Genomic DNA, 25,290 nt, shown 5'->3' on the forward strand with positions numbered 1-25,290 from the left:
GAATCCAACAGCTAGTACTCATCGTTTACAGCGTGGACTACCAGGGTATCTAATCCTGTTTGATCCCCACGCTTTCGTCCCTCAGTGTCAGTATTGATCCAGAATGTTGCCTTCGCCATTGGTGTTCCTTCTGATCTCTACGCATTTCACCGCTACACCAGAAATTCCCCATTCCTCTACCATACTCTAGTTTGCCAGTATCAAATGCAGTTCCAAGGTTGAGCCCTGGGCTTTCACATCTGACTTAACAAACCACCTACAGACCCTTTACGCCCAGTAATTCCGATTAACGCTCGGACCCCCCGTATTACCGCGGCTGCTGGCACGGAGTTAGCCGGTCCTTATTCTTTGGGTAACGTCCTTCCTACAAGCTATTAACTTATAGGCTTTCCTCCCCAACTAAAGTGCTTTACAACCCTAGAGCCTTCTTCACACACATGGCATTGCTGGATCAGGGTTTCCCCCATTGTCCAATATTCCCCACTGCTGCCTCCCGTAGGAGTTTGGGCCGTGTCTCAGTCCCAATGTGGCTGATCATCCTCTCAAATCAGCTATGGATCGTAGCCTTGGTAGGCCCTTACCCTACCAACTAGCTAATCCAACGCAGGCTCATCCATCTGCGGCAGCACAAAGGCCACCTTTAATCCGCAGATATTATGCGGTATTAACAGTCGTTTCCAACTGGTATCCCCCACAGATGGGCAGATTCCTACGCGTTACTCACCCGTCCGCCACTCGTCAGCATCCGAAGACCTGTTACCGTTCGACTTGCATGTGTTAAGCATGCCACCAGCGTTCAATCTGAGCCAGGATCAAACTCTTCAGTTTAATTCTCAAATTCTGACTCTAACTACTGATACTCAAATTCTTTAACAAAGTGTTTGTATATAATATATCTCTTAAATATCTTAGAAGCCTTAGCTTCTCACCGTTAACATCACTCGTCAGCCGTTGAAGACATATAATACGCATCCTCCAATCAAAATGCAACACCTTTTTTAAAAAAAATTAAACTTTTTACAACTTTTTTAAATTACATACAATTTCAATTGCAAAAAGCACCGTTTTTATACAGCCTTTTTGCTGCTTCATAACCTATTTATCCCGTCTGATAACACAAAAGCAAATATCCAACTTATCTAAAAAGTAATACTTTTTATCTATTTATTGCCCTTTCAATAAATGTGCTAAGTCTAAACACCTCTACCTCTGTTAATCTAATTACTTATATCAATATACATATCTGCTATATTAACGATTTGATTTAACCAACTTTGGCGATTAGTAATATTATAAAATTCAAAGCAAAACAATAAGTAAAGAGACATAAGCATCAGATATAACCTCTACTTTTTTTACAAATCTGTATATGAAAAATTAGGCAATGCAACACTTCCAATAAAAGAAGCACAGGTACAGCTTAAAAAATAACAATAGAAATATTATTATATATAAAATTTGAAGGGCAAGTTTTGATTAGATTTAGACATAGGCACTTCTAAACTTAAATGACTCCTAACCTCAAAGCAAACTAAAAATACAGTTATCACAATTACTTACTAAAAGATATATCTACAACATACTCCTGTCATTAGCTTTTAGCTAATTGCCCCTATATAAGAATATTAATCTAAAACCGTTCTATATTTATTTAGCACAAATATTAAAACACTCTCTATACCGTCAACTTCATAACAAAAGACAAAGCCCAATAGAAGTGATTGCAAAAAATTGGAGACATAAAAAAAGCGACCTAAGTCGCTTTATATTTATTAGTGGTGGGTGTTGAGGGGTTCGAACCCCCGACCCTCGCCTTGTAAGGGCGATGCTCTCCCAGCTGAGCTAAGCACCCGATTTTGAAAAGATCGAAAACTTTGGATGGCGGAGAGGAAGAGATTCGAACTCTCGACAGGGTTTAACGCCTATACTCCCTTAGCAGGGGAGCGCCTTCAGCCGCTCGGCCACCTCTCCTAAACCATGTGAGAGGATATTATATATATAATAGTGTGTCAAGAGCACATTCAACAATTTTTTGTAGTATCTACTATTTTACCAATATTAATACTAAACAAACTTCAGAAAAAACTTTATAATACGAATATTATTTTAGATATTCATAACTACTACAAGCACAATAATCATGAGAAAAATTTTAGTTACTAATGCGCTGCCATATGCAAATGGTGATCTTCATTTAGGCCATATGCTTGGATATATACAATCAGACATCTGGGTTAGATTCCAAAAATTACAAGGCAATAAATGTATCTTTGTCTGTGGCAGCGATACACACGGCACTCCAATAATGCTTAAAGCTAAAAGCTTAGGTATCACACCAGAAGAACTTGTTGAAAAATACTCAAACAATCACCAAAAAGATTTTTTAAGCTTCGAAATTGAGTTTGATAATTATCATTCAACTCATAGTCCAATAAACAAAGAAATTGTTGAAGATATCTACGATAAGCTGAATGCTCAAAAACTCATATCAAAAAAAGAAATAGCTCAAGCGTATGATCCTGAAGCAAAGATGTTTTTACCAGACAGATTTGTAAAAGGTACTTGTCCAAAATGTAAGGCTGAAGATCAATACGGAGATAGTTGCGAGGTTTGCGGTGCAACTTATGATCCAACAGAACTAATAAACCCAAAATCAGTAGTATCAGGAAAAGCACCAATACAAAAAAATTCTGAACACTTCTTTTTTGATTTACCATCTTTGGAAAAAAATATCAAAGATTGGATAGAATCCAACAAACTACTCCAACCAGAAGTAGCTAACAAACTAGCAGAATGGTTTGAGCAAGGCTTACAAAGTTGGGATATCTCGCGTGATGCTCCATACTTTGGTTTTGCAATACCAGGTACAAATGAGCAAAAATTCTTCTATGTCTGGTTAGATGCTCCGATGGGATATATTGCAAGTTTTAGAGATTACTGTAACAAAAACAATGTTGATTTTAATGAATTTTGGGGAGATGACTCTTGTGAAAGCGAGCTTTATCATTTTATTGGTAAAGATATTATTTATTTCCACGCATTATTTTGGCCAGCAATATTATCATCTACAGGCTACAAAACTCCTACAAGTGTCTTTGCCAACGGATTCTTAACTGTAAATGGCAAAAAAATGTCAAAATCTCGCGGTACATTTATCCAAGCAAGAACTTATCTAGATAATTTAGAGCCTAGCTATTTGAGATACTATTTTGCCTCTAGATTAACATCACGCATTGATGATATAGATTTAAACCTTGAGGAATTTGTCACCAAATCAAATTCAGATATAGTTGGTAAGGTGGTAAATATAGCAAGCCGTTGTGCTGGCTTTATATACAAAAAATTTGATGCCACCTTATCCGAGGATATTTTTGATCAAGAGTTAGAAATTGAATTTAGTAAGAATCACGATGCCATTACTCAAGCTTTTGAAAAAAGAGAGTTTGCTCATGCTGTGAGACTAATAATGGCCTTAGCTGATAAAGCAAATCAATTTATAGACCATCATAAACCATGGCAACTAGCAAAAGAAGAAGGACAAGAACAAAAAGTTCATCAAGTATGTTCACAAGGAATTAATATGTTTAAGGTGCTTGTTGCTTATCTTAAGCCAATTGTGCCTTCAATTGTTAAAAATGCCGAAATTTTCTTAAACATAGAGTTATCAAAGTGGAATGATGCTCCAATATTCTTAAGATCTCACAAAATAAACAAATTTAAACCATTAGCAACCCGTATTGAAAAAGAAAAAGTAGACAAGATTTTAGAGAATACAAAAAAAATGTTAGAAAATGAACAAAACCAACAACCCAAAGAAGAGCCTAAACTAGATATCGCTGCTGAATGTACTTTTGATGATTTCATGAAAGTTGACTTACGCGTAGCTAGGATTGCTGAAGCTTCACATGTTGAAGGTGCAGATAAACTACTTAAGCTAATATTAGATCTAGGCGGTGTTACAAAACAAGTATTTGCGGGTATAAAGTCTGCATATAAACCAGAGGATTTAATAGGTAAACATACTGTAATGGTAGCTAACTTAGCTCCTAGAAAAATGAAGTTTGGAATGTCAGAAGGTATGGTCTTAGCAGCTGGCGATGGCAAAGGGATATACATACTAGAACCGCATGAAGGTGCTCAGCCAGGTATGCGTGTTAAATAAACTAAGTATTTAGTAATGAAAAAAACCTACTATAATATTTTAATAATTCTTCTATTATTCTTTTTAGCATTATTAAATTATATTGACAGATCTACTCTAAGTATTACAAATACAGAAATTGCTAATGCCTTTAATATAACACCAACAGAAATGGGAATATTATTATCTGCATTTATGTGGCCATATGCTATTGCTAGTCTACCAGCAGGATATATGGTTGATCGACTAGGTGTAAATAAAGTAATGCTAGTAAGCATGATTGCATGGTCTGTAGCTTGCATATTAGGAGGCTTAGTAATAGGATTTTTTCAATATTACTAACACGGATATTACTTGGTCTTGCTGAAGCTCCCTTTTTCATAGTAGCTACTAGAATAATACAACATCGTTTTCCAAATTCTCAAAGGGGGCTAATGTCATCAATAGTAGCTCTAGGTCCTAGATTAGCAAACATCCTAGCACCATTAATCCTAGTTGGTCTAATGCTACTGATAGATTGGAGAGGTATGTTTATTTTGTTAGGTACTATCGGATTGCTAGCTGCGTTAGGCTGGAAACTTCTACATACAGAAGAAACTATTGAATGTAGACCAACTTACAAAAAGACTCAAAAGGTTTCTATCTCTGATGCACTAAAAAACAAGAATGTAGTTTTTTTATGTATAGGAAATCCATGTTCATCTTACGCTTACTGGTTATTTCTAACATGGTTACCTTTTTATTTTATTAAAGTAAAGCACCTAAGCCTTTCGCAAATGAGTATAGCAACATCTATATCTTTTATTTCAGGAATTGCTTCAGTAATGTTAGGTGGTATATATCCGATCTTATGATAAAAAGGTTTTACAGCAGTATTTTCACGATTAACACCTATAATCATCGGATGTCTAGTTGCATCTATAGCAATCTTAGCGCTACCATTTATAGATAACATCTTTATTATTGTATGTGTAATTAGTGTTACTATTTTCTGTTTGGGGCTACGTATATCTCCAACATGGGCATTAGTTGCTGACATCTCTCCATATAGCTTAGTAGGAACAATTGGTGGATTACAGAATTTTGCTAATTTTGTTGGTGCCGGACTTGCCCCGCTTATTACTGGGATAATATTACAATCAACAAATGATAATTTTATGTTCGTATTTATATTTAGTGGGGTTATTTGCTTATTTGGATCATTTATATATATGCTTATTCGTAATAGTAGAGTTCAAACTTAAACAATTTAGTACTCTATCACCTTCACTCTACCTTTAGTTATATTTGTTATTTCTTCTAAGAAGATAGATTTTTCGGATGTACATATCTTGATAACTTTGGATATCAAATTAGAATAGCTCTCTTTTATAATCTGAATATTATAGCGATTTAGTAGATTATCGACATTTACTGTTTCTGAATAATCACATTCTATTAAAATTTCACTCCGAGGCTCTACATCTATAATTTTGGCTAAAGCCAACCCTTCTTTAGCTGCCTGCCCATACGCTCTAACAAGTCCACCCACACCAAGCTTTGTCCCCCCAAAATATCTAACGACCACAACCAAAACATTTGATATACCCAGACCTTGAATATGTGAGAGTATCGGCTTACCCGCCGAACCATTTGGCTCACCATCATCACTAAATCTAAGCTGATTATTATCTACTAAAGAGTATGCCCAGCAATAATGATTAGCTCCAGGATAAATAATCTTTGTATTATCCATTGCCTCTAGTACTTCTTCGTGACTAGCTACCTTGTAGACAAAAGATATAAAGCGAGATTTTTTTATTGGTGAAATTTCAAACTCTAAATTTTCAAATACAGTTTTGTAAGAGTGCATAATTAATTATCTTATTAAGATTCAAGCCTAAGACATCTAAGATTAAAGATCTATTTCTCCAGCACCTTGTCTTAAAATCTGATATGGTAATTCAAGCATTTCCACAACGGTAGTTGACTCATAACCACAATAATCCGACTCTATAACCACATCTATATAATTCATAACTTCATCATCAATAACTGAGCAATCGGTAACAACATGATCTTGTCCAGGTAAAATAAAGCTCCCAATCACTAATGGTTCACCAATTTCTGCTGATATTGCCTGAAGAGCATAATGCTCACTCACCCTTATACCAACTGTATTTTTAGATTTACTAACCAATAATGATGATACCTTTTTTGTTGCATTTAAAATAAAAGTAAAAGGTCCTGGCGTGTATCTTTTTAGAATTCGGTAAGCAGTATTATCAACTTTTGCATATTCAGATATTTCAGATAAATCTTTACAGGATAAAGTAAAATTATGCTTTCCGTCTAGTTCACGTATTTTGATAATCTTATCTATAGCCTTTTTTGACTTCATTCTACAAGCTAGAGCATATCCTGAATCAGTTGGTACAGCAAAAACACCATCATTATCCAAAATATTAGCTATTTCTTTTAATTCAGCAACATTATTACCATAACTATATAGTTCAATTAATTTCTTCATTATCTTAGCAACAAGAGTTATACTTTTATGACATTATACAACACTTAACATTAATACAAATGAATAAAATGATTAATGATTTGCTACCAGCAATCGTATTTTTTACAGTTTATAAGGTTTATGATATTTTTTATGCTACCGCTGCATTGATTATAGTTACAGTCGCTCAAGTAATTTGGGAGTATATTGCTCATAGAAAAATTGCTAAAGCACAAATCCTAATAGCTGTACTTGTTGTAGTATTTGGTGGAGCAACTTTATACTTCCACAATGAAGAGTTTATCAAATGGAAAGTTAGCATAATCAACTGGTTAATAGGAATTGGTCTGATAATATCAACATACACAATGAAAGAAACACCAATGCAAAAAATTCTTAAAGAAGCTGTTGAGTTAAAAAGACATAAGTGGAGAGAAATTAATAATATGTGGGGTGCTTACTTTACAGTACTAGGGACTCTTAACTTATTTGTTGCTTACTTTTTTTCAACAAATATCTGGATGAACTTTAAACTTTTTGGTCTTCTTGGTATAACTTTCATTTTCTTGATAATTCAATCTATTTATTTATCAAAACATATCAAAAGATAATTTTAACATTTAATTTGCATTGGAATAATTATCAACTGTATAATTGACACATTACAATAATGTATGAACAATATGAATCAGGAAAGCTTAAATATAAATAAAGAACCGAATCCAGCAAATAGAATCTGTAAATATCGCAATATTTTTGGATGTATTTGTCTAATTGCTATATTAGCTATATTTTTTATTACTGAGTTAGCCATACTAGTCGGTATTTTTTAACTTTTGCAGCCTTTTATATAGTAATAGCAGGATGTGTAGCAGCCTATCTAATATATCTAGGAATAATGAGATTATCAAAATATCTCAAAGAAAAAAAATAATAATTCACCCTTACTCTGCTTTGACTAATCCTGCTGCATAAGTGCGCGCGCCAATTAAGCCAACATCTGTATTCACAATTATATGAACTGGAAAATCTTTCATCATACTAGACATTCTACCTTTATCTCTAAACTTCTCTAAGAACTTACTTTCTTTGATTTGTTTAATAAGCTTAGGTGCAATACCTCCAGCAATATACAACCCTCTAAAAGGTAAACTTGATAATGCCAAATTACCCGCTACTGATCCATATATACTTAAGAATATATCTATAGTTCTCAGTGCAGAAGGTTCTCTATGCTCTACAGCATACTTAACAATAACTGCCGCTTTATCAGAGTCTGATACGCTAAATAATTCTCTTCTTAGCGATTGACACTCTGGCTGATCATATAAAGGATTACGTACAACATACTTATATATGTTGAATATACCATAACCACTACAAAATCTCTCTGGTGATATACGATGAAAAGTTTTACGCATAAATCTAAAAAGTTGAATTTGCTCATCATCAACAGGTGAAAAATCAACATGACCTCCTTCTGTTTTGTACACTCTAGGATTATGGTCTTTATCATAGCTAACTAGACACATACCCAAGCCTGTACCAGCGCCAACTACAGCACATAATGTTTCATCATCTTTTTTACCATCTTGAAGAGTAATGAGATCTTTTTCTCTATCTAAAGATTCAATACCATAGCCTATAGCTTCAAAGTCATTTATAACTTTGACTTTACTTTTTTCTATATCAAGACCTTCTGATATATACTGCTCTGACACTAACCATGGTAAATTTGTTACTTGAACCTCTCCGTTTGCGACAAATCCAGCAACAGCAAGACACACAGAATCAATCTGACCCGCTAGATCAACCTCTAGTAAAAACTTATCAATAATATCAGACAAACAATTAAAGTTTGCTCCTCTATATTTCCTAATAGCAATACTCTGTGTTAAACCATCTTCTAGAAGAGAAACCTCTAACCTTGTATTAGTTCCACCGATATCTCCAGATAATATATACATAGTCACACTCCCTTATTTAATGGTATCTTGCCAATACAAATACTTGATATTCTGCTATAATGAAATTATATCTTAATATTATAATTTTAGTTTAAATGTCTAAAGAAAATAAAACAACAGATTTCGGTTTTACAGAAGTACCTTGGGAAGAAAAACAAAAAAAAGTTGCTGGAGTTTTCCACTCAGTAGCAGCCAAGTATGACTTAATGAATGATTTAATGTCTTTTGGTATTCACCGCATCTGGAAAAAACAAACTATCGCAAAAACTGGCGTGCGCAAAGGAGATAAAGTCCTTGACTTAGCTGGGGGAACTGGTGATTTAGCATATAAATTCTGTCAAATGGTAGGTTCACAGGGTAAAGTAGTTTTAAGTGATATCAACTCATCAATGTTAGAAGTAGGTAAAGAGAAACTCACTAATAAGGGGTGCGTAGGTAATATCGAATATGTTCAAGCTAATGCTGAATGTCCTCCATTCTCTGATAATTATTTTGACTGTATAACAATATCTTTTGGTTTAAGAAACGTAACTAACAAAGCTAAAGCTCTAGCATCAATGTGTAGAGTACTAAAACCAGGAGGAAAATTACTCGTACTAGAATTCTCAAAACCTATAGTCCCTATGCTATCTAAGGTTTATGATGAATATTCTTTCAAAGCTTTGCCTTTTTTAGGCAAAATCATCACTCAAGATGCTGAAAGTTATAAATATCTGGCTGAATCAATCCGCAAACATCCAGATCAAGAAACGCTAAAACAAATGATGTATGATGCTGGATTTGATAATGTTGAATATCAAAATATGACTGGTGGAATCGTAGCTTTACATATTGGATATAAATACTAAGATGATTCAAATAATAGATAGAGCCCTAATATTATTATCTAAACTTGACCCACAAATGAGTAGCTTGCTACTACCCCTTAATAATAAAACATTAAGGGTAGAGATTATCGACATTGATTTTGCGGTTATATTAAAAGTTGAGAAATCAAAAATCCATGCGACTGATGAGCATTCTAAAAATGTGCTAAAAGGTAAACTTGCTTATATTCTTGAATTAATATTTAATAAAAATCTCCAAGAACTTATAATTGCTAACAAGCTTGATTATCAAGGTAGTCTTAAAGACCTAAATGAGTTTAATAAGTTCATAAGTGCTATTGATATTGATTTAGTTTATAAAATATCTGAGATTACTAGTCCAGAATTTGCAGCAACGATAGCAAAACCTTTTACTAAAGCGAAAGAATACCTTAGAACATCACGTCAAGAAACTATCGTTGATATTAAAGATTTTTTAACTGAAGAAAAAAGAACATTAATATCACAGAATGAGATAAATATTTTTTATCGTCAAGTTCAAGAGCTAAAACAAGCTACCGATAGAATAGAAGCCAAACTAAACTTATTACAAGGCTTATACAATGATTAGAAAATTTCTAAGACTTATATATATTTTTTATATTATAAATAGATACTGCCTTCTCAATGAACCAATCCGAGCAACTAAGATAAAAAGTCTTAGGCTTATACTTTTAATAAATCCTTTTTACTATTCTCCTAGAATACGCAAACTAGAGCATGGCATTAGAATTAGAGAGGCACTCGAGAAGCTTGGACCTATATTTATTAAGTTTGGACAAGCGTTATCCGTACGTGCGGATCTGCTTCCTCCTGAAGTTATAAAAGAAGTCTCTAAGCTTCAAGATAACGTGCCATCTTTTGATAACAATATTGCTGCTCAACAAATTGAAAATGCTGCGAAAAAGCCTATAGATAAAATATTTAAAAGCTTTGAAAGTGCTCCGTTGGCTTCTGCTTCAGTTGCTCAAGTTCATGGTGCAATACTTCAAAATGATGAAAAAGTCGTAGTTAAAGTATTACGACCAGGTATAGAAAAAATCCTAAAACTTGATACTTCTTTGATGCTTTTCTTTGCAACACTACTTAGCAAACTAAAAGAAATTAAGCGTTTCAAGCCTGTTGAAATTGTCAAAGAAATTAATCAAAGTTTCTTTGATGAGCTTGATCTAGTGCGCGAAGCATCTAATGCATCTCAAATACGCAGAAACTTTGAGGGCTCAACTATCCATTATGTACCTAAAATATACTGGGAATATACTAGCTCTACAGTTATGGTTATGGAACGTGTCAGTGGTGTGAGAGTATCTGACATCGAAACCCTCGATGCTTTAGGAGTAGACCGTCGCCTGTTAGCACAGCGTGGAGTAGAAATATTCTACTCTCAAGTATTTGATAACTGCTTCTTCCATGCTGATATGCACCCTGGAAATATGTTTATAGATGTCACAAATCCAGCAGATCCAAAATACATATCTATCGACTTTGGTATTGTTGGCACACTTAATCGCGATGACCAGCGTTATTTAGCAGGTAATTTTTTGGCATTCTTTAAACGTGATTATCGTAAAGTAGCCGAACTACACATAGAGTCAGGTTGGGTGCCCAGTGATACGCGCGAAGATGTACTAGAGTCTGCTATTAGAACAGTTTGTGAGCCGATTTTTGAAAAACCTATGAAAGAGATTTCACTAGGCTATACTTTGATGCAGCTATTTGCTGTCGCTCGTCGTTTTAATATGAATATACAACCGCAACTTACATTGTTGCAGAAAACTCTATTTCATGTTGAAGGCCTTGGACAAAAACTATGCCCAGAACTTAATATATGGGAAACATCTCGTCCAATATTAGAGAAATGGATGAAAGAACAGATGGGATTGAGAGGTTTTTACCATCGTTCGCTAGAAAATATGCCTAGAGTTAGTGATAAGCTACCAGAGCTACCACGTATGGTATTTGATATATTACAACATACACAGATGAATTTAAAAACATCATCGCCTAGCCAAGTTAGTGAAACTAAAGAGCCAAAGAAAAGGCATCGATTTGCATTGGGTGCAAGTATTGTGTTAATAGCTACAGGAGCTATAGCAAGTGTAACTAAAGATACTAACTCTCTGACCAAATTACAGAATTTAATTACTACTCACAGTACAACCATATTGATAGCAGGTGTTGTTTGTTTAGCTTATTATATTTTCAAAAAGGAGAAATAGATGTCTGATTGTATTTTTTGTAAGATTGTTACAGGCGAGATTCCATCAAAGAAAGTTTATGAAGATGAGAATGTTTTTGCTTTTCACGATATCAATCCAGCTGCTGACATTCATGTTTTAGTTATTCCCAAAAAACATATAGCTAGCCTAAATGAGCTAACAGAGCAAGATGAAAAGCTTATGGGTAAATTTATGTTAAGCATTCCTAAGGTTGCTAAGCTTCTAGGTTTGAAAGGATTTAAAACCGTTTTTAATACAGGTAAAGAAGGTGGACAAATGGTTTTTCATATTCATGCCCATATTCTAGGTGGTAAAATTAAACTCAAACTTCCTGAGTAGACTTTACTCAGCTAATATCATCACTGGTGGTGGAAATGAGCTACTTGAGAAACTATTTAGCTCATGTAAACCACTAGCAAAGCTCACATTTATTAAGCCCATAACTGAAACTACTAATAATACTAATTTTTTCATTTTGATACCCATTCATGTAATCTTTTAATTTGTTGAGAGTATTATTACAAAACCACACCCATTTATTAAATATATTGATTTTATATTACTCATAAGATTTTATTATATTAAAAGCAGTATACTTTATAGTCCCCTGACTCAAGCAAAATACAATTTAAAAGACTTTTGATTTAATTATCAAGTCATTCTCGCGAAGGCGGGAATCTCCCAAATATGTATGTAAGAGATCCCCGTGTCAAACACGAGGATGACTACTGTTTTTGATGGTGCATCATGATTAAATTAACAGCCTTTTAATGATTGTTTTTAGAGTAATAATGCTTAATAAATTAGTCAGGTCGCACCAGTGTAACTATAGATATCTTATCAATTTGGCTATCCTTAGAAATAGTTTCAATAAACTCTCTAATCGTTGCCCCTGTTGTCAAAACATCATCAAATATCAATAAATGCTTAGCTATAATAGGTTGATTAAGCTTGAATACTCCCTTTATCTGTGAAGCTCTTTTCTGTTTAGATAACTTAGCTTGTGATTTTGTATATTTGATACGCGAATAATTTGAAAACACTATTTTAATATCTGCATATTCTGCCAATTTACTAGCAATTAGCTCAGACTGATTAAATCCTCTATAGATATATCTAAACCTATGTATAGGTACTACAGCAATGGCATCAACATCAGCGAAGTATTTATCGCCCATCTTATCCCACCATTTCAGCATAAGCTTACTGAACACCTGCATTACTAACAAATCTTTTTGAAACTTAAACTTTTGCAATAAATATCTAACTTCTGTAGTGTAACTAAGTAGATGATAGTAATCATACTCAATATCAAAATCTAACTTGTACTGCTATGTATTCGAGTCTTCTTCTAAATTATGTAAACAGTAATTACAAACTATATCTTCTGATGACTGTCTACATAATAAACAATTCTGAATAGAGAGTATTTGCAGTATTTTTGTTATAATCTTCATACAAATATGTTATTGCGATCACTTATGTTTAATTATAATCTCTTCTTAAATAGAATATCCAACAGAAAGTTATATCGACAATCTTTTATTAAAAATGAGATAGCTCATAGGCTACTCAAAAGACTTGACTTCATAAAGCTTAATCCATCAGATATCTTGACAACAGGGTATTGTGATGATGATTATTTAAACAGTTTACAAAGTCGCTTTCCTAATGCAAGAATACATAAAAACCAAGATCAGATCCAATCTTTCGATATAATTATATCAAATAGTATTATCCATCTAACCGATAATTTAGCTCAAGAATTAGATGACTACTATGAGCTACTAAATGATGATGGTATCCTGTTATTTTCGACCTTTGGCGATAAATCTTTTGCTACCATGAAAAAGGCTTTTGCAACTATTAGTAAGTCAAAGCATACAAATGATATGATAGATCTTCTAACATGGGGTAATACCCTACAAACTAGTAGATACAAAACTCCTGCTATCGAATCAGATCTTATTACATTTACTTATGAGAACACTAATACTGTCTTTGAAGATATTAGACATCTTAATGAGCCTCTAGCAGATACAAATATGCATACTTGTTTGACTGGTAAAAATATGTGGAATACTTTTATTAAAAAATTTAAGCAAAATCTACAATTAGAAATAGAAGCTCTATATGGTTATGCAGTTCGAAAGAGTGAAAATAATAATACTGCTCCACGTGCAAATCCTAATAGAATAAGTCTAGATGAGCTCAAAAAGCAAATAACTGAATTTAAGAAAAACTAATACACTTCTAAAATTTTACAAACATTTAACAATACAAGATAGACATAGATGACAGCTGTTGCCAGTCATAATCAGGACATTTTGTAGGTTTTTTAAGTGGCTGACAGTAGGTTCTCCATGTACCACCACCATAAGTCTTCATTATTAAACATTTTTTATAGCGCTTTTGCTCCCCATCTAATAACCCAACTGTTATAATTTGCTCTATTGGATAACCATCCTTTAGCTTATACCCAAAATTGTCTTTCTCATCTTCATCTATATCATTAAAAGACTCTTCAATATCCTTAGGAGTACTGATACTTTCAATAAGTCCATCATAATTTTTTGGCTTATAATCCTTATCATAGTTTTTAACATTTTCATTTATATAGTCACCTGAAGATTTTTCTGAATATGTATTATAAGATTTATCAAATTTCTGATCCACTTTCTGAATTTGATTACTATTAACTATATCACTTGCTTTACTCAAAGTATTACTTGCTGTACTTTTAATAAATTCGTCTTTTTCTTTTTTAGACTTTTCTTCTAACTCTTTATTAAAAGCATCAATCTTTTTTTTAGTTTCAGATGGCGCGCTATCAGCTAAAATAGCATTGGCCTCAGCAATTAATTTATCATAATCATCATCACTAGTATCTACAAGACTACTCAATGCATCTCCATAATCATTTGCTTGGGGAGCATTATCTTCAGTCTGTGTTGTCATTTTCATTGAAGCTTCATTGCTAGAAACATCTGGTGTTGTAATTGCAGAATCAGTATTTATAGATGTTTTTTGAGCATAGTCTCGTAATGGATTATCACTCGTATCTAAATCAACTGCTTGATTAGCTTTAGCTGTAATAGTATCGGCAAAAGAACTACCAAAAAATAAAGATACCATAATAAAAGAAGATAAAATCTTTACTTTCATAATCAATTAAAAATATTTTTCTTAAGCAAAGTATATTAGATATTAAACATATAAAAAAGAGCTTTCAACTAAAGATACTAAATAACGATTTGTTCCTCGTGCAATTCGATATTATAATGTTCTAAAATCTGCTGTTTTATAAATTCTATAAGCTGCAATATATCCCGACCTGTTGCATTATCATTATTAACTATAATTCCACCATGTTTAGGAGATATCCGCGCACCACCAATTTTCTTACCTTTCAGTCCTAGTTCTTCAACCATAACACCTACAGGCACATTTGCCTGAGGTCTTTTAAACACACTACCAGCAGTTGGTTTTTGAGGTAAATTTAATAATCTACGTGAATAAATATCATCTAGTTTTGCCTTAATATCTTGCTTTGACTTCGGTTCAAACTCAAACTCTGCTGATAATATACAAATATTTTTGAGATATTTGAACATAGAATACCTATAACCATACTCTATATCTTCTTTGAGATATTTTTTTATTTGTTTAGTTTCAAGATCCAAAACTGTAACACTTTTAACATAAGTATATATCTCATCACCATAAGCGCCTGCATTCATAATCAGTGCCCCACCCACGCTAGCTGGAACATCATAAAAAGTTTCTATACCACTTAAACCTACCTGATAAGTTGCTAATGCAAGATCTTGTAACAAAGCACCTGCCTGTACATCAAGACAATTACCCGTAATAGTGTAAGAGTTAAAATTCTTACAAAAAACTACAAATGCAACATCATCATAATACTCTTTTGAGAAAATAATATTACTGCCATTACCAAGGAAAAATACTTGATTATGCTTGTTTATGATTTCTAACAACTGTTGTTCATTACTTGGAAAATAAACATGCTTAGCGTAAGATTTGATACGATATGTATTATATTGCTCTAAAGATATATACTCTGACATTTGCTACCTAAATATTATTATCTACAATCTCAATCTGCATAAAATGAGACATATTTTCTACAAGATTATTATACCCTCTAAAAATTTGATGAGCATTATTAATAATCGAAAACTCATTCAATAATGAACCTGCCATCAAACAAGCCATGCCTGCACGCAAATCTTTGACACTCATAACAGCAGGACGTATATTTCTCAGATCATTAATAGGATTGATCTTTATTAGATTATTATCTATCGTGATATTAAAACCCATCTTACGAATTTGATACACATAATTAATGCGCTCAGGATATACAGTATCCTGAATAGTACTTGAGCTATTTGCCATAAATAGCATAACTGCATATATTGGCTGTAGATCAGTAGGAAAATGTGGAAAAGGTGCAGCAATTATATCTTCACCTTGAATAGAGCTTTCTTTACCAAAAAACTTAATACTACAACTAGCATGATCATACTCCCACTCGGCTCCTATACTAGTAAGCTTCTCAAGAGGTTTTTCGATACTATAAGTATCAGGAGTATTGATATTTGTGATTGTGACATTTGTTTTATACAGATATGCCATAGCTGCATAAGTCATTGCTTGGATGCGATCAAAGATTATCTCAAATTCACATCCTAATAATCTCGATACACCTATAATTCTAATTTTTCTACTATCGGTATCAAAATAAATATTAGCTCCACATTGATTTAGATAATCAATTAAAGTAACAACTTCTGGCTCTAATGCAACATTCTCAAGCACAACTTCTGAGCTACCTATAACAGCATACATGACTAAATTCATAGTTACTCCAACAGAAGGAAAAGGCATCTTAAACTCAGCATTTTTTTCTTCTTTATAGATAACATCTATATAATCATCAGCTAATTTAACCTCAGCTCCTAAAGCCTCTAAACCATTAAGATGGATATCAAACGGTCGCTTCTCACTAAAGCTACATCCCCCAGGAAAACCTATCCTTACACGGCCTTTTTTCTTCAGCATAGAGCCTAAAAGCATCAGTGAACATCTAGTCTTTGATGTCATCTCACCACAAAGCTCTAAAGGCTCACTTGAGATAAGGCTAGTATCAATAGTTACACTCTCTCCTTTCTCAACAACCCTAGCACCAACATTTTCTAATATTTCTTTAGCTCCTTTATAGTCCAAAAGAGTCGTAGGTACATTAGAAAATTTAGTTTTAGTATCAGGAATCAAAGCCGCAAAGATCAAATGCAGAAGAGCATTTTTTGCACCACTAATATCAATCGTTATTTCATCAGCAATTTTATTTAGTTTTTTTACTCTTACTGCCTTCATCTTTTGTTCTCTTATTTTTTCTATCTGCAAAAGGATTTTCTGACTGCTTAAATTCAAATACTATAGGAGTACCACGGAAATCTAAAGCTTCTCTGAAGAAATTTTCTAAATATCTCTTATATGAGTTAGGCAATCTATTAACTTGATTACCATGTATGACAATAACTGGGGGATTATGTCCTCCAACATGGGCATACTTAAGTTTGATTCTAAATTTGCCAACCATAGGTGGTGAATGTGCCTCTACTGCAAGTTGCATCAAACGAGTAGCATCTGCTGTAGTTATTTTTTTATTCGCACAAGCATATGCAGTATCTATAGATTCAAACACATGGCCAACATTTGTACCGTGCAATGCTGAAATAAAGTGAACATCAACATAGTCCTCTAAGAAAAATAATTTTCTTTTCAAATCTTGTTTAACTTGATTACGATCTTCTTCAGTCATGCCATCCCATTTATTTATAGCTAGTACCAATGCCCTACCATTTTTGATAGCAAAATGTATCAAACTTAAATCTTGATCTGAAATTCCTTCCCTAGCATCTACTACTGCTACTACAACATTTGAGTCTTGTATGGCCTGTAAAGTTTTAATCACTGAGAATTTCTCTAGAGTTTGCTTGACCTTACCTCTTTTACGTACACCTGCTGTATCTACGATAGTATATTTATGTCCATGGCGCTCAAATGGAATGCTAACGCTATCAATAGTAGTACCAGGCATATCAAAAACCACAACCCGTTCTTCTCCAAGCATCCTATTTGTAAGAGTAGATTTACCCACATTAGGACGTCCAATAAGTGAGAAATGTATACCGTGACGAAGTTGTTCTTTATGTTCTTGTGTTTGAGTATAATCTTGATAAAACCCATTCAAAGGCTTCCTAAGAAACTTATCAAGTAACTTTTGAGTATTTCTTCTGTGAGCTGCTGATATTGCAAAAACCTTATCAAATCCTAGCTCATAAAATTCTGCCATCGCTGATTCTTCTTCAACACCGTCAACTTTGTTTACAACGACAACAACTCTTTTGTCCTTTTGACGCAAAAGATTCGCGACATACTCATCTCCAGATGTCAAACCTGACCTACCATCAACGACAAAGAAAACAAGATTTGCTTCATCTATAGCCATCTGCGACTGTTTTGCCATAAACTCATCAAAGCCAGCATCTTGATCTGATATACCACCTGTATCAACTACCAAATAATCTAAGTCATCATATTTAGCTTGACCATATTGACGATCACGAGTTACTCCCTCAAAATCAAAAACCAATGCATCACGAGAGTTTGTTAAAACATTAAAAAGTGTAGACTTACCAACATTGGCTCTACCAACTATTGCAACTAAAAAAGACATAACTATTATATTATCTTAAATATTATAAATTTATAACCAATCTTACTCTATTTATCGTTTTTTATAAAGCTAAAGCTTATATTAAACATATACAGATAAATCTATAGTAAATGTATTCATCTTCTGACCATTATATAAACTTTGCCAAGAATACTCTAAACCAACCAAAACATTATCATCAAACAAAGATCTTTGAGTAGATATTAGTATTTGATCTTTAATACCAGAAGCTGTCTTGAATGTTCCTACACCTGCTGACAATGGCATAGGTATATTATCGGCATTATATGAATGCCCATAACTGGCGTTAATATTCTGCCCCTTACCAAACAATTTCATAGTATAAGCAGCCTGCACTGTAAATGCTCCTGCATAAGCATTACTATAGCCACTATACTGTGTACTTTGTGTTGTAGTCGTAGCCCAACCAGCACCAAGATTTAGACTCCCAGGTAAAAAAGGTATACTCTGGAAACTTACTGCCGTATCAATATTAAACTCACCTACACGACTATTTATAAAATTAAATCGACTACTAGCACCTCTAATATCATGCATATAGCCTAAGTTAAAACCAATTTGTGCTAGATTTTCAATTTTTACAGCATCAAAATATGCTAAAGAAAAAGTAGCATGATTCTCCGCATCAAAAAGCGTAATGTTAGCATTTGATGTATCTCCACGATAGTTAACAGCAGCATTGGTTACCCTATTGGGTCTAAACATGTTAGCAGTGATACTATTTGTCCATGGTCCACCACCACCGTATGATCCAACAGAAGGTCTATATTTACCAACAGATACAAACATCGGTGTCGTATCAAGATTACCAAACATAACAAAAGCATCCTGAAGATCATAGTTGTTATTCTGATCTGCAGCAAAATCCATATTAGCAGTTACATAATGACCAAGATTCGCCAAAAAATATAGTGTCGCACTAGTTAAGTATATATTCTCGCCATTACCATTAAAGGTTCCGCCAGATCTTGTTGTTATATTACTACCATTCCATGCCTGAGCATCCGCTTGAATAAATCCACCGAAAAAAATCGCATAATCGTCAAAAAAAACCCTTTGTTTGAGAATACTTGATGCAAAAAGGTTACTAGGTAATTGTCCGATTGGTACCGTGTTATTACTTGAAAATGAACCCACATAAGTAACTTCACCTTGTGTAGTAATTTTAACTTGATCACCGACATCGACCTGATCGCTATCGCTATTAGCAGGGGCTCCGATAACCATTTGCTCTTGCAAATATTGCTCTCTAATTCTTACATTTTTATCAAAATCGCCAAATTCAATATTTGTATTTTTTTGTTGAGAGCCCAATCCAATAGCAACTTCGCTACTTTCTTGTTTATTTAACTTATTAATTTCGGCTTGTAATAATTTAATTCGATTAACAAGTTGTTCAACTTCTTGCTGACTCAACTGCTGTTGCTGATCAAGATGCTGATTCTGATCATCAGCATAAGATATACTAAAAAATAAAAATATTAATACGACAGCATATACATTTTTCTTAAACATTCATAAAAATATTTTATACGTATACTGACATATCCAGCGTTATAGTATTCATATGCTCGCCGCTATACAATTTTTGATAAGAGTATTCTGGACCAAACAGGACATTATCATCAAAATAAGCCCTGTTTCCACTTATAATAAACTGCTCTTTGATACCAGTTATAGCATTACCAAACGTTGGTGACGCATTTGATGTACCCATTGGAATATATTTAGCATTATAAGTCTGACCATAAGTAACGTTAAAAGTAGTATTTCTACCAGCCAATACCGTACCATAGTTAAGACCTCCATACCATGCACCTGCAAGCACATTACCCGTACCAATACCATTAAACTCTTCAGAGTTTGTTGTACTTGCCCAACCAGCTGCGATCTGGAAAATGCCTCCCCAAATATTATACGCTAAGTTTCCATCAACGTTTAAAGCACCAACTGTATCTCCTGAACGCTTAAGTTTTGTCAAAGAGTCCTGAATACTAGTATTTTGTGCCCCAGCAATATTATATACATAACCAACGTTTAAACCAGCCGCTAAATTTGGTGTCCAACTATCTGCATAAAATATACCAGTCGAGAAATTTGCATGCTTATCATCTGAACCAAATACAGCAACCGCAGCGTTCCATACACTATCTTTATAGTTAATAGAAACGTTGGTAGGTGATCCCGGTGCTAAGAAGCTTGTAATACCTTCAGTCCAAGATCCACCACCGCCATAAGAACCAACTGTCAGTTTATTTCTACCAGCTGTAACAAAGAATGGCGACGTATCAAGATTACCAAATATAACAAAAGCATTACCAAGACCAAAGCTTCCAGACTCATCTGTATCAAAATCAAACTGCGCTGTTACATAATGGCCTAAATTTGATAAGAAGAATAGTTTAGCATTTGTCAGATATATATTTTGTCCATCAGTAGAAAGTCTAGCATTATTACTAGGATCCCACTTAGAAATACCACTACCCCACCATGCCTGAGCATCTGCTTCGATAAAGCCACCAAAGAATACAGAATAATCATCAAACTTTTCTCTTTGACCTAATAGTGTAGATGCAAAAAGGTTAGAAGATATCTGTCCAATAGGAATACTGTTGTTACCAGAGTATGAACCTAAATAAGTCACTTGACCCTGTGTTGTAATTGCAGGACCACCACCAACATCAATACCACCATTTGAGCTGAAGATACCCCCATCAGGTTGATCGCCTAAATTAACTATTGAATCACTAGCGCTCACATTCTGCATAATGTCAGATGGATTACTATTTGATACTAAAGCTCTACTTAAATCTCTACTCTCTCCTTTGCCATCAAGAAAAGCCGGAGTTTGATTACTATCGACTTTTGAACTGTAAGTAGTGAATGATGACTTACCATTAGATGTATTTTTTAAACTGCCACCATCTTGTGACTTCAATTGCTGTAACTGACCTTGAAGCTGCTGAACTTGTCTTTGTAAACTTAGTAGCAATTCTCTTTCATTGATATTACCACTAGACTGCTGCGAAGAACTTGCTGTGCTAGAAGCTGAATTTGCACTACCTTGAGATGCTTGTTGACCAAGACTTTGATCTCCAATACTTGTTGCTCCCAAAGGCCCACCTTGTGAAACTACTTGAGGAGAGTCTTCAGAATAAGCATAACCATAGCAGGCTAGTAAGCTGCCAACTAACATACAAGTTTTTTTCAATCTACTTACCACAATGAATCTTCCTCTAAAAAATTTTAACCAGCGACACAGAAAAATCTTCTTGAGAATAGCATAATCTTATAGCTAGTTTCAACAATTTTTATGCATTAAAATCAGATAATGTTTATCAATTTTAGATAGGCATGTATGGAGCGTATGTTGGTGTCCAAGAAGAAAGATTAATTAATCTCTCTACTTCACTATCAAACTCATCTTCAGTAAGATCTTCTAGATCTACATCCACACCATGGACATTTTCCAAAATAGCCTGCTTAGCTACTGCTTTTGTTATTTCCTTCGTTACCTCTACCAAGTCAGATATCTTAGCAAGTAACGGTTGAGTTATATCCTCATTGATAACCATCGGTGAAAGTTCACTCAAACGATAACAAGCTGCTCTTATCATACCTTTAGTTAGCACTCTAGCGTGCACCGCAACTGAACCTAAGCCTAAACCAGGGAATATAAACGCATTATTACCCTGAGATATACGATACTGACAACCATTATAAGTAACATCTGGAAATGGGCTACCCGCTGCTATCAATGCTCTACCTTCTGTCCATTTGATAATATCTTCAGGTAATGCTTCACATAATGATGTAGGATTAGACAAAGGCATAATAATTGGATAATTATTATTTTTAGCCATTGTTTTAATAATCTCTTCAGTAAATGATCCTGGTTGACCAGACGTTCCAATTAAAATATCACACTTAGTGTTTTTAACTGCCTCTTCTAGTGTTATGTAGTTTGGATCTTCAACTTTCCAACTATCAATCTCTTCACTAGATTTAACAAAGGGTTTTTGCTCTGGTGTAATTCTCTTAGCTCTTAATTTATCGCAAATCAAACCGTATCTATCAACTAGATAAATACTTTTCACAGCTTCCTCTATAGAGACTCCCGCTCTATCTGATATTACATCTGCAAGCTGTCTTGCAATACCGCAACCCGCACTTCCGGCACCAAATACAACTATTTTGATATCACATATACTGCTTAGTGCTTCTTCAACTGTTAATTCGTCCGCTGCTATTCTTTTGCCACTTGCTGTCTTAACAGCTGCAATACAATTTGCAGCAGCAACAATACCCGTACCTTCTATATCATCATTAAATGTACATAGTTTATCTTTATATTTCTCAAGAATACGAGTAGCATTATCACGTCCTAGGTCTTCCCAATGCAAGAAGACATTAGGGAATCTTGCTTTAACTTGAGTTACAAATTCATCGATGAACTCATCATAAGTCTCGCCTGAAACTCTAGGTAACCTAATACCCAAATAACCTTGAGCATTCAACAAAGAATCATTATTTGTGCCCATATCAAGCTGAACTGGCAATACTCTCTCTGGATCTATACTACTAGCAGCAACATACACCATGATCTTACCAATGCTAATATTCATACCGCCAATACCTTGATCGCCTATACCAAGAACCGCTTCACCATCTGTAACAAGCACTAAGTCAATACTGTTGTATTCATATCTTTCTAAAATCTTAGCAATGTGTTTTTTATGACTTATAGATAAGAAAAGTCCACTTTGCTTCCTAAAGGAACAGCTATATTTTTGTACCGCCTCACCTACTGTAGGTGTATATATAATCGGCATTATTTCTTCAAGATTTTCTCTGACAAAATGATAAAAAAGAGTTGTATTTAGATCATGCAATCTATTCAAAAAAACATACTTCTCTAGTGCATTTGGCTTGAGTTTTAACTGCCTTTTTACCCTAGCTGCTTGTTCATTAAGACTCTCAACCTTCTCAGGAAGATAACCAATAAGATCAAAAGCAATTCTCTCTTCTTGACTGAAGGCAACATCTTTGTTCAAAACACGATTATTTAACAACTGCCTACCAGTAAGACTTGTTTCAATCGCAAAAACCTTACCAATTTTATTTCTTAATTTTCTAATTCTTTTTTCACCTGCCATGACTAAACCACTCAATAAAATTTGTACTACACGATAACCTAAATATCTAACAGATAAGTATCTATCAGTAGTTGCTTTTTTTCAACAAAAAATGAATACTATACGCTATTATACTCCTAAACAAAATAGCTTTAAACCTTCTTTTTTATAATGAAAATTATTACAAACTTAAACAAAACTAATAATTCTTTAGCTAAAGCTGTAGCCATAGGGTCATTTGACGGTGTTCACTTAGGACATCAGGCAATTATACAAAAGCTTATATCTATTGCTAAAGAAAACGATCTAGTACCTTATATTATGTTTTTTGAACCTCTACCTAAAGAATTTTTTCTGAAGGAAATAGCTCCTACAAGAATATATGACTTTAGAAATAAGGTTATCAATCTCCACAAAATGGGAATTGAAAATATAATTTGTCACAAATTTAATCAAAGGTTTGCGAATATTGAAGCAAAAGACTTTATCGAAGATTTTCTTGTTAGAAAATTAAATACTAAGCATATCATAGTAGGAGATGATTTTAAATTCGGTAGAAATCGGATTGGCGATTACGCTTTACTAAAACAATATTCTCTAACCCATGATTTCACGGTAGATAGAATTTCTACTCTAAATCTTGATAACCACCGTATAAGTAGTAGCCAAATTCGTCAAGCTATTGCTGAACACGATATTGAACACGCTAATAAACTAATAGGTAGCTCACTAAAAATTAATTCTAGAGTTTCACATGGACAAAAAAATGGTAGAAAAATTGGGTTTCCTACTGTAAACCAGAAACTCCTAAAGAACTCTGTCCTTAAAGGAGTATATTTATCAAAAATTTATATAGATAATCAAGTATTTTTTGGTATTAGTAATGCTGGAACTAGACCTACAATAGATGGTAAAAATAATCTTTTAGAAACACATATTTTTAATTTTGATGAATTTATATATGGCAAACATATAACAACTGAAATTATTGATTTCATCCGACCTGAAAAAAAATTTAATTCGTTTGATGAACTAAAAACCCAAATACATAAAGATGTTAAGATTGCAAAAAAATATTTCTTCAATTAATCACACAAATTTTTCTTTTAGTCTAAAATATAAGCTAGATTGTATTCTCAATGTTTATAGAGATACCAAAATGTACTTCATTAGGTGTCAAGTAATTTAAACATTTCTTAGGTCTATTATTCAAGTCTATCTGTAACTTTCTAATGTATTGATGAGATATATTGTTAAAGTTAGTACCTTTAGGTATAAATTGTCTGATATACCTATTCATGTTTTCATTAGTACCTCTTTGCCAAGGACTGTATGGATCAGCAAAGAATACTTTGATGCCAGTCTTGCTAGTTAGCTTCTTATGTTTAGCAAACTCTTTACCATTATCAAATGTAGCTGTTAATATTTTATGACCATTAGATACTTTGTACAATATTCTATTGATTGAATTAGCTGTTCTATCTATAGACTTGGCTAAAATAGTAAATCTGCTAGCTCTATCGACCATTGTTACAATAGCACTTTTATGGTCTTTACCAACAATAGTGTCACCTTCAAAGTGATAAAGATTTTTTCTATTAGCACTGCTAGGTCTTTCAGAAATACTCGCTCTATCCTTTATCTTAACTTGTTTAGAGTCACCTTCTTTTTTGTATTTATATTG

20 protein-coding genes, 2 tRNA genes, 1 rRNA gene and 3 pseudogenes (1 of these 26 cut by a window edge) are annotated in these 25,290 nt (G+C 33.7%); 10 read left to right on the forward strand and 16 right to left on the reverse strand.

Annotated features, from left to right (window positions below; translation table 11 throughout):
* The 3 genes from F8C69_RS01305 to F8C69_RS01315 all read right to left on the reverse strand — a co-directional run.
* A 16S ribosomal RNA gene (locus F8C69_RS01305) occupies positions 1-828 on the reverse strand (it extends 700 nt beyond the left edge of the window).
* A gap of 948 nt (positions 829-1,776) precedes the next feature.
* Positions 1,777-1,852, reverse strand: a tRNA-Val gene (locus tag F8C69_RS01310).
* A 27-nt stretch (positions 1,853-1,879) separates the two neighbouring features.
* Positions 1,880-1,971 (reverse strand) — tRNA-Ser (locus F8C69_RS01315).
* 169 nt (positions 1,972-2,140) lie between these two features.
* Between F8C69_RS01315 and metG the strand changes: the two genes are divergently transcribed.
* Together metG and F8C69_RS01325 are read left to right on the forward strand one after the other, a co-directional pair.
* A complete protein-coding gene (gene metG, locus F8C69_RS01320) occupies positions 2,141-4,162 on the forward strand; it encodes a methionine--tRNA ligase (protein WP_159183897.1) in 2,022 nt (673 codons plus the stop codon).
* A gap of 15 nt (positions 4,163-4,177) precedes the next feature.
* Positions 4,178-5,385, forward strand: a pseudogene (locus F8C69_RS01325) (MFS transporter).
* 5 nt (positions 5,386-5,390) lie between these two features.
* Here F8C69_RS01325 and F8C69_RS01330 read toward each other — a convergent pair.
* Positions 5,391-5,993 carry a YigZ family protein gene (locus F8C69_RS01330; protein WP_159183898.1) on the reverse strand — a complete coding sequence of 201 codons (603 nt, stop codon included), beginning with the start codon at positions 5,991-5,993 and terminating at the stop codon, positions 5,391-5,393.
* Positions 5,994-6,035: 42 nt separating this feature from the next.
* Entirely contained in the window at positions 6,036-6,650 is a 615-nt protein-coding gene (locus F8C69_RS01335; protein ID WP_159183899.1) for an L-threonylcarbamoyladenylate synthase, read from the reverse strand.
* Between the two features lie 59 nt (positions 6,651-6,709).
* On the opposite strand from F8C69_RS01335, the gene F8C69_RS01340 reads away from it, so the two are divergent.
* Together F8C69_RS01340 and F8C69_RS11150 are read left to right on the forward strand one after the other, a co-directional pair.
* Positions 6,710-7,240: a septation protein A gene (locus F8C69_RS01340; protein WP_146421882.1), complete on the forward strand. Its 531-nt coding sequence runs from the start codon at positions 6,710-6,712 to the stop codon at positions 7,238-7,240.
* A gap of 72 nt (positions 7,241-7,312) precedes the next feature.
* A pseudogene (locus F8C69_RS11150) lies at positions 7,313-7,563 on the forward strand (hypothetical protein).
* 10 nt (positions 7,564-7,573) lie between these two features.
* On the opposite strand, the gene glk reads toward F8C69_RS11150, so the two are convergent.
* Positions 7,574-8,596, reverse strand: a complete 1,023-nt coding sequence (gene glk / locus F8C69_RS01350; RefSeq protein WP_159183900.1) for a glucokinase — start codon at positions 8,594-8,596, stop codon at positions 7,574-7,576.
* A gap of 95 nt (positions 8,597-8,691) precedes the next feature.
* Between glk and ubiE the strand changes: the two genes are divergently transcribed.
* Genes ubiE through F8C69_RS01370 form a run of 4 tightly spaced genes read left to right on the forward strand, consistent with a single transcriptional unit; the run spans position 8,692 to position 12,020 of the window.
* The gene (ubiE, locus tag F8C69_RS01355; protein WP_159183901.1) at positions 8,692-9,444 is read left to right on the forward strand and encodes a bifunctional demethylmenaquinone methyltransferase/2-methoxy-6-polyprenyl-1,4-benzoquinol methylase UbiE; all 753 of its coding nucleotides are present in this window, start codon (positions 8,692-8,694) and stop codon (positions 9,442-9,444) included.
* Position 9,445: 1 nt separating this feature from the next.
* Positions 9,446-10,033, forward strand: coding sequence for a ubiquinone biosynthesis accessory factor UbiJ (locus F8C69_RS01360; RefSeq protein ID WP_159183902.1), 588 nt, complete (start codon positions 9,446-9,448; stop codon positions 10,031-10,033).
* Positions 10,026-11,681: a ubiquinone biosynthesis regulatory protein kinase UbiB gene (ubiB, locus tag F8C69_RS01365; protein WP_159183903.1), complete on the forward strand. Its 1,656-nt coding sequence runs from the start codon at positions 10,026-10,028 to the stop codon at positions 11,679-11,681. Before F8C69_RS01360 ends, ubiB begins: the two co-directional genes overlap by 8 nt.
* Positions 11,682-12,020, forward strand: a complete 339-nt coding sequence (locus tag F8C69_RS01370) for a histidine triad nucleotide-binding protein (RefSeq protein ID WP_159183904.1) — start codon at positions 11,682-11,684, stop codon at positions 12,018-12,020. It abuts the gene before it with no gap.
* Positions 12,021-12,023: 3 nt separating this feature from the next.
* Here the strand turns inward: F8C69_RS01370 and F8C69_RS10960 are convergent, their stop codons facing one another.
* Both F8C69_RS10960 and F8C69_RS11250 read right to left on the reverse strand, forming a co-directional pair.
* Entirely contained in the window at positions 12,024-12,155 is a 132-nt protein-coding gene (locus F8C69_RS10960) for a hypothetical protein (protein ID WP_013922244.1), read from the reverse strand.
* 329 nt (positions 12,156-12,484) lie between these two features.
* Positions 12,485-13,138: pseudogene (locus F8C69_RS11250) on the reverse strand (ComF family protein).
* A gap of 24 nt (positions 13,139-13,162) precedes the next feature.
* On the opposite strand from F8C69_RS11250, the gene F8C69_RS01380 reads away from it, so the two are divergent.
* Complete coding sequence (locus tag F8C69_RS01380; RefSeq protein ID WP_192189623.1) at positions 13,163-13,927, forward strand: methyltransferase domain-containing protein; 765 nt, start codon at positions 13,163-13,165, stop codon at positions 13,925-13,927.
* 25 nt (positions 13,928-13,952) lie between these two features.
* On the opposite strand, the gene F8C69_RS01385 is transcribed toward F8C69_RS01380, so the two are convergent.
* The 7 genes from F8C69_RS01385 to F8C69_RS01415 form a co-directional block, all read right to left on the reverse strand.
* Positions 13,953-14,846: a hypothetical protein gene (locus F8C69_RS01385; protein ID WP_159183906.1), complete on the reverse strand. Its 894-nt coding sequence runs from the start codon at positions 14,844-14,846 to the stop codon at positions 13,953-13,955.
* A gap of 77 nt (positions 14,847-14,923) precedes the next feature.
* Positions 14,924-15,772: a UDP-N-acetylmuramate dehydrogenase gene (gene murB, locus F8C69_RS01390; RefSeq protein WP_159183907.1), complete on the reverse strand. Its 849-nt coding sequence runs from the start codon at positions 15,770-15,772 to the stop codon at positions 14,924-14,926.
* A gap of 7 nt (positions 15,773-15,779) precedes the next feature.
* Positions 15,780-17,084, reverse strand: a complete 1,305-nt coding sequence (locus F8C69_RS01395; protein ID WP_159183908.1) for a UDP-N-acetylglucosamine 1-carboxyvinyltransferase — start codon at positions 17,082-17,084, stop codon at positions 15,780-15,782.
* On the reverse strand, positions 17,053-18,450 hold the full coding sequence (gene der / locus F8C69_RS01400; RefSeq protein ID WP_159183909.1) for a ribosome biogenesis GTPase Der: 1,398 nt from the start codon (positions 18,448-18,450) through the stop codon (positions 17,053-17,055). Before der ends, F8C69_RS01395 begins: the two co-directional genes overlap by 32 nt.
* Positions 18,451-18,531: 81 nt before the next feature.
* Positions 18,532-19,986, reverse strand: a complete 1,455-nt coding sequence (locus F8C69_RS01405; RefSeq protein WP_159183910.1) for a DUF3573 domain-containing protein — start codon at positions 19,984-19,986, stop codon at positions 18,532-18,534.
* Between the two features lie 13 nt (positions 19,987-19,999).
* A complete protein-coding gene (locus F8C69_RS01410) occupies positions 20,000-21,694 on the reverse strand; it encodes a DUF3573 domain-containing protein (RefSeq protein WP_159183911.1) in 1,695 nt (564 codons plus the stop codon).
* Between the two features lie 121 nt (positions 21,695-21,815).
* Positions 21,816-23,627: an NAD-dependent malic enzyme gene (locus tag F8C69_RS01415; protein ID WP_159183912.1), complete on the reverse strand. Its 1,812-nt coding sequence runs from the start codon at positions 23,625-23,627 to the stop codon at positions 21,816-21,818.
* 150 nt (positions 23,628-23,777) lie between these two features.
* Between F8C69_RS01415 and ribF the strand changes: the two genes are divergently transcribed.
* Entirely contained in the window at positions 23,778-24,695 is a 918-nt protein-coding gene (gene ribF, locus F8C69_RS01420; RefSeq protein ID WP_159183913.1) for a bifunctional riboflavin kinase/FAD synthetase, read from the forward strand.
* Between the two features lie 34 nt (positions 24,696-24,729).
* Here the strand turns inward: ribF and F8C69_RS01425 are convergent.
* Positions 24,730-25,290, reverse strand: a 561-nt coding sequence (locus F8C69_RS01425) for an IS30 family transposase (RefSeq protein WP_159183759.1), incomplete at its 5' end; no start/stop codon positions are given.

This window comes from Francisella noatunensis subsp. noatunensis (assembly GCF_009823375.1).
Lineage (GTDB): Bacteria > Pseudomonadota > Gammaproteobacteria > Francisellales > Francisellaceae > Francisella > Francisella noatunensis.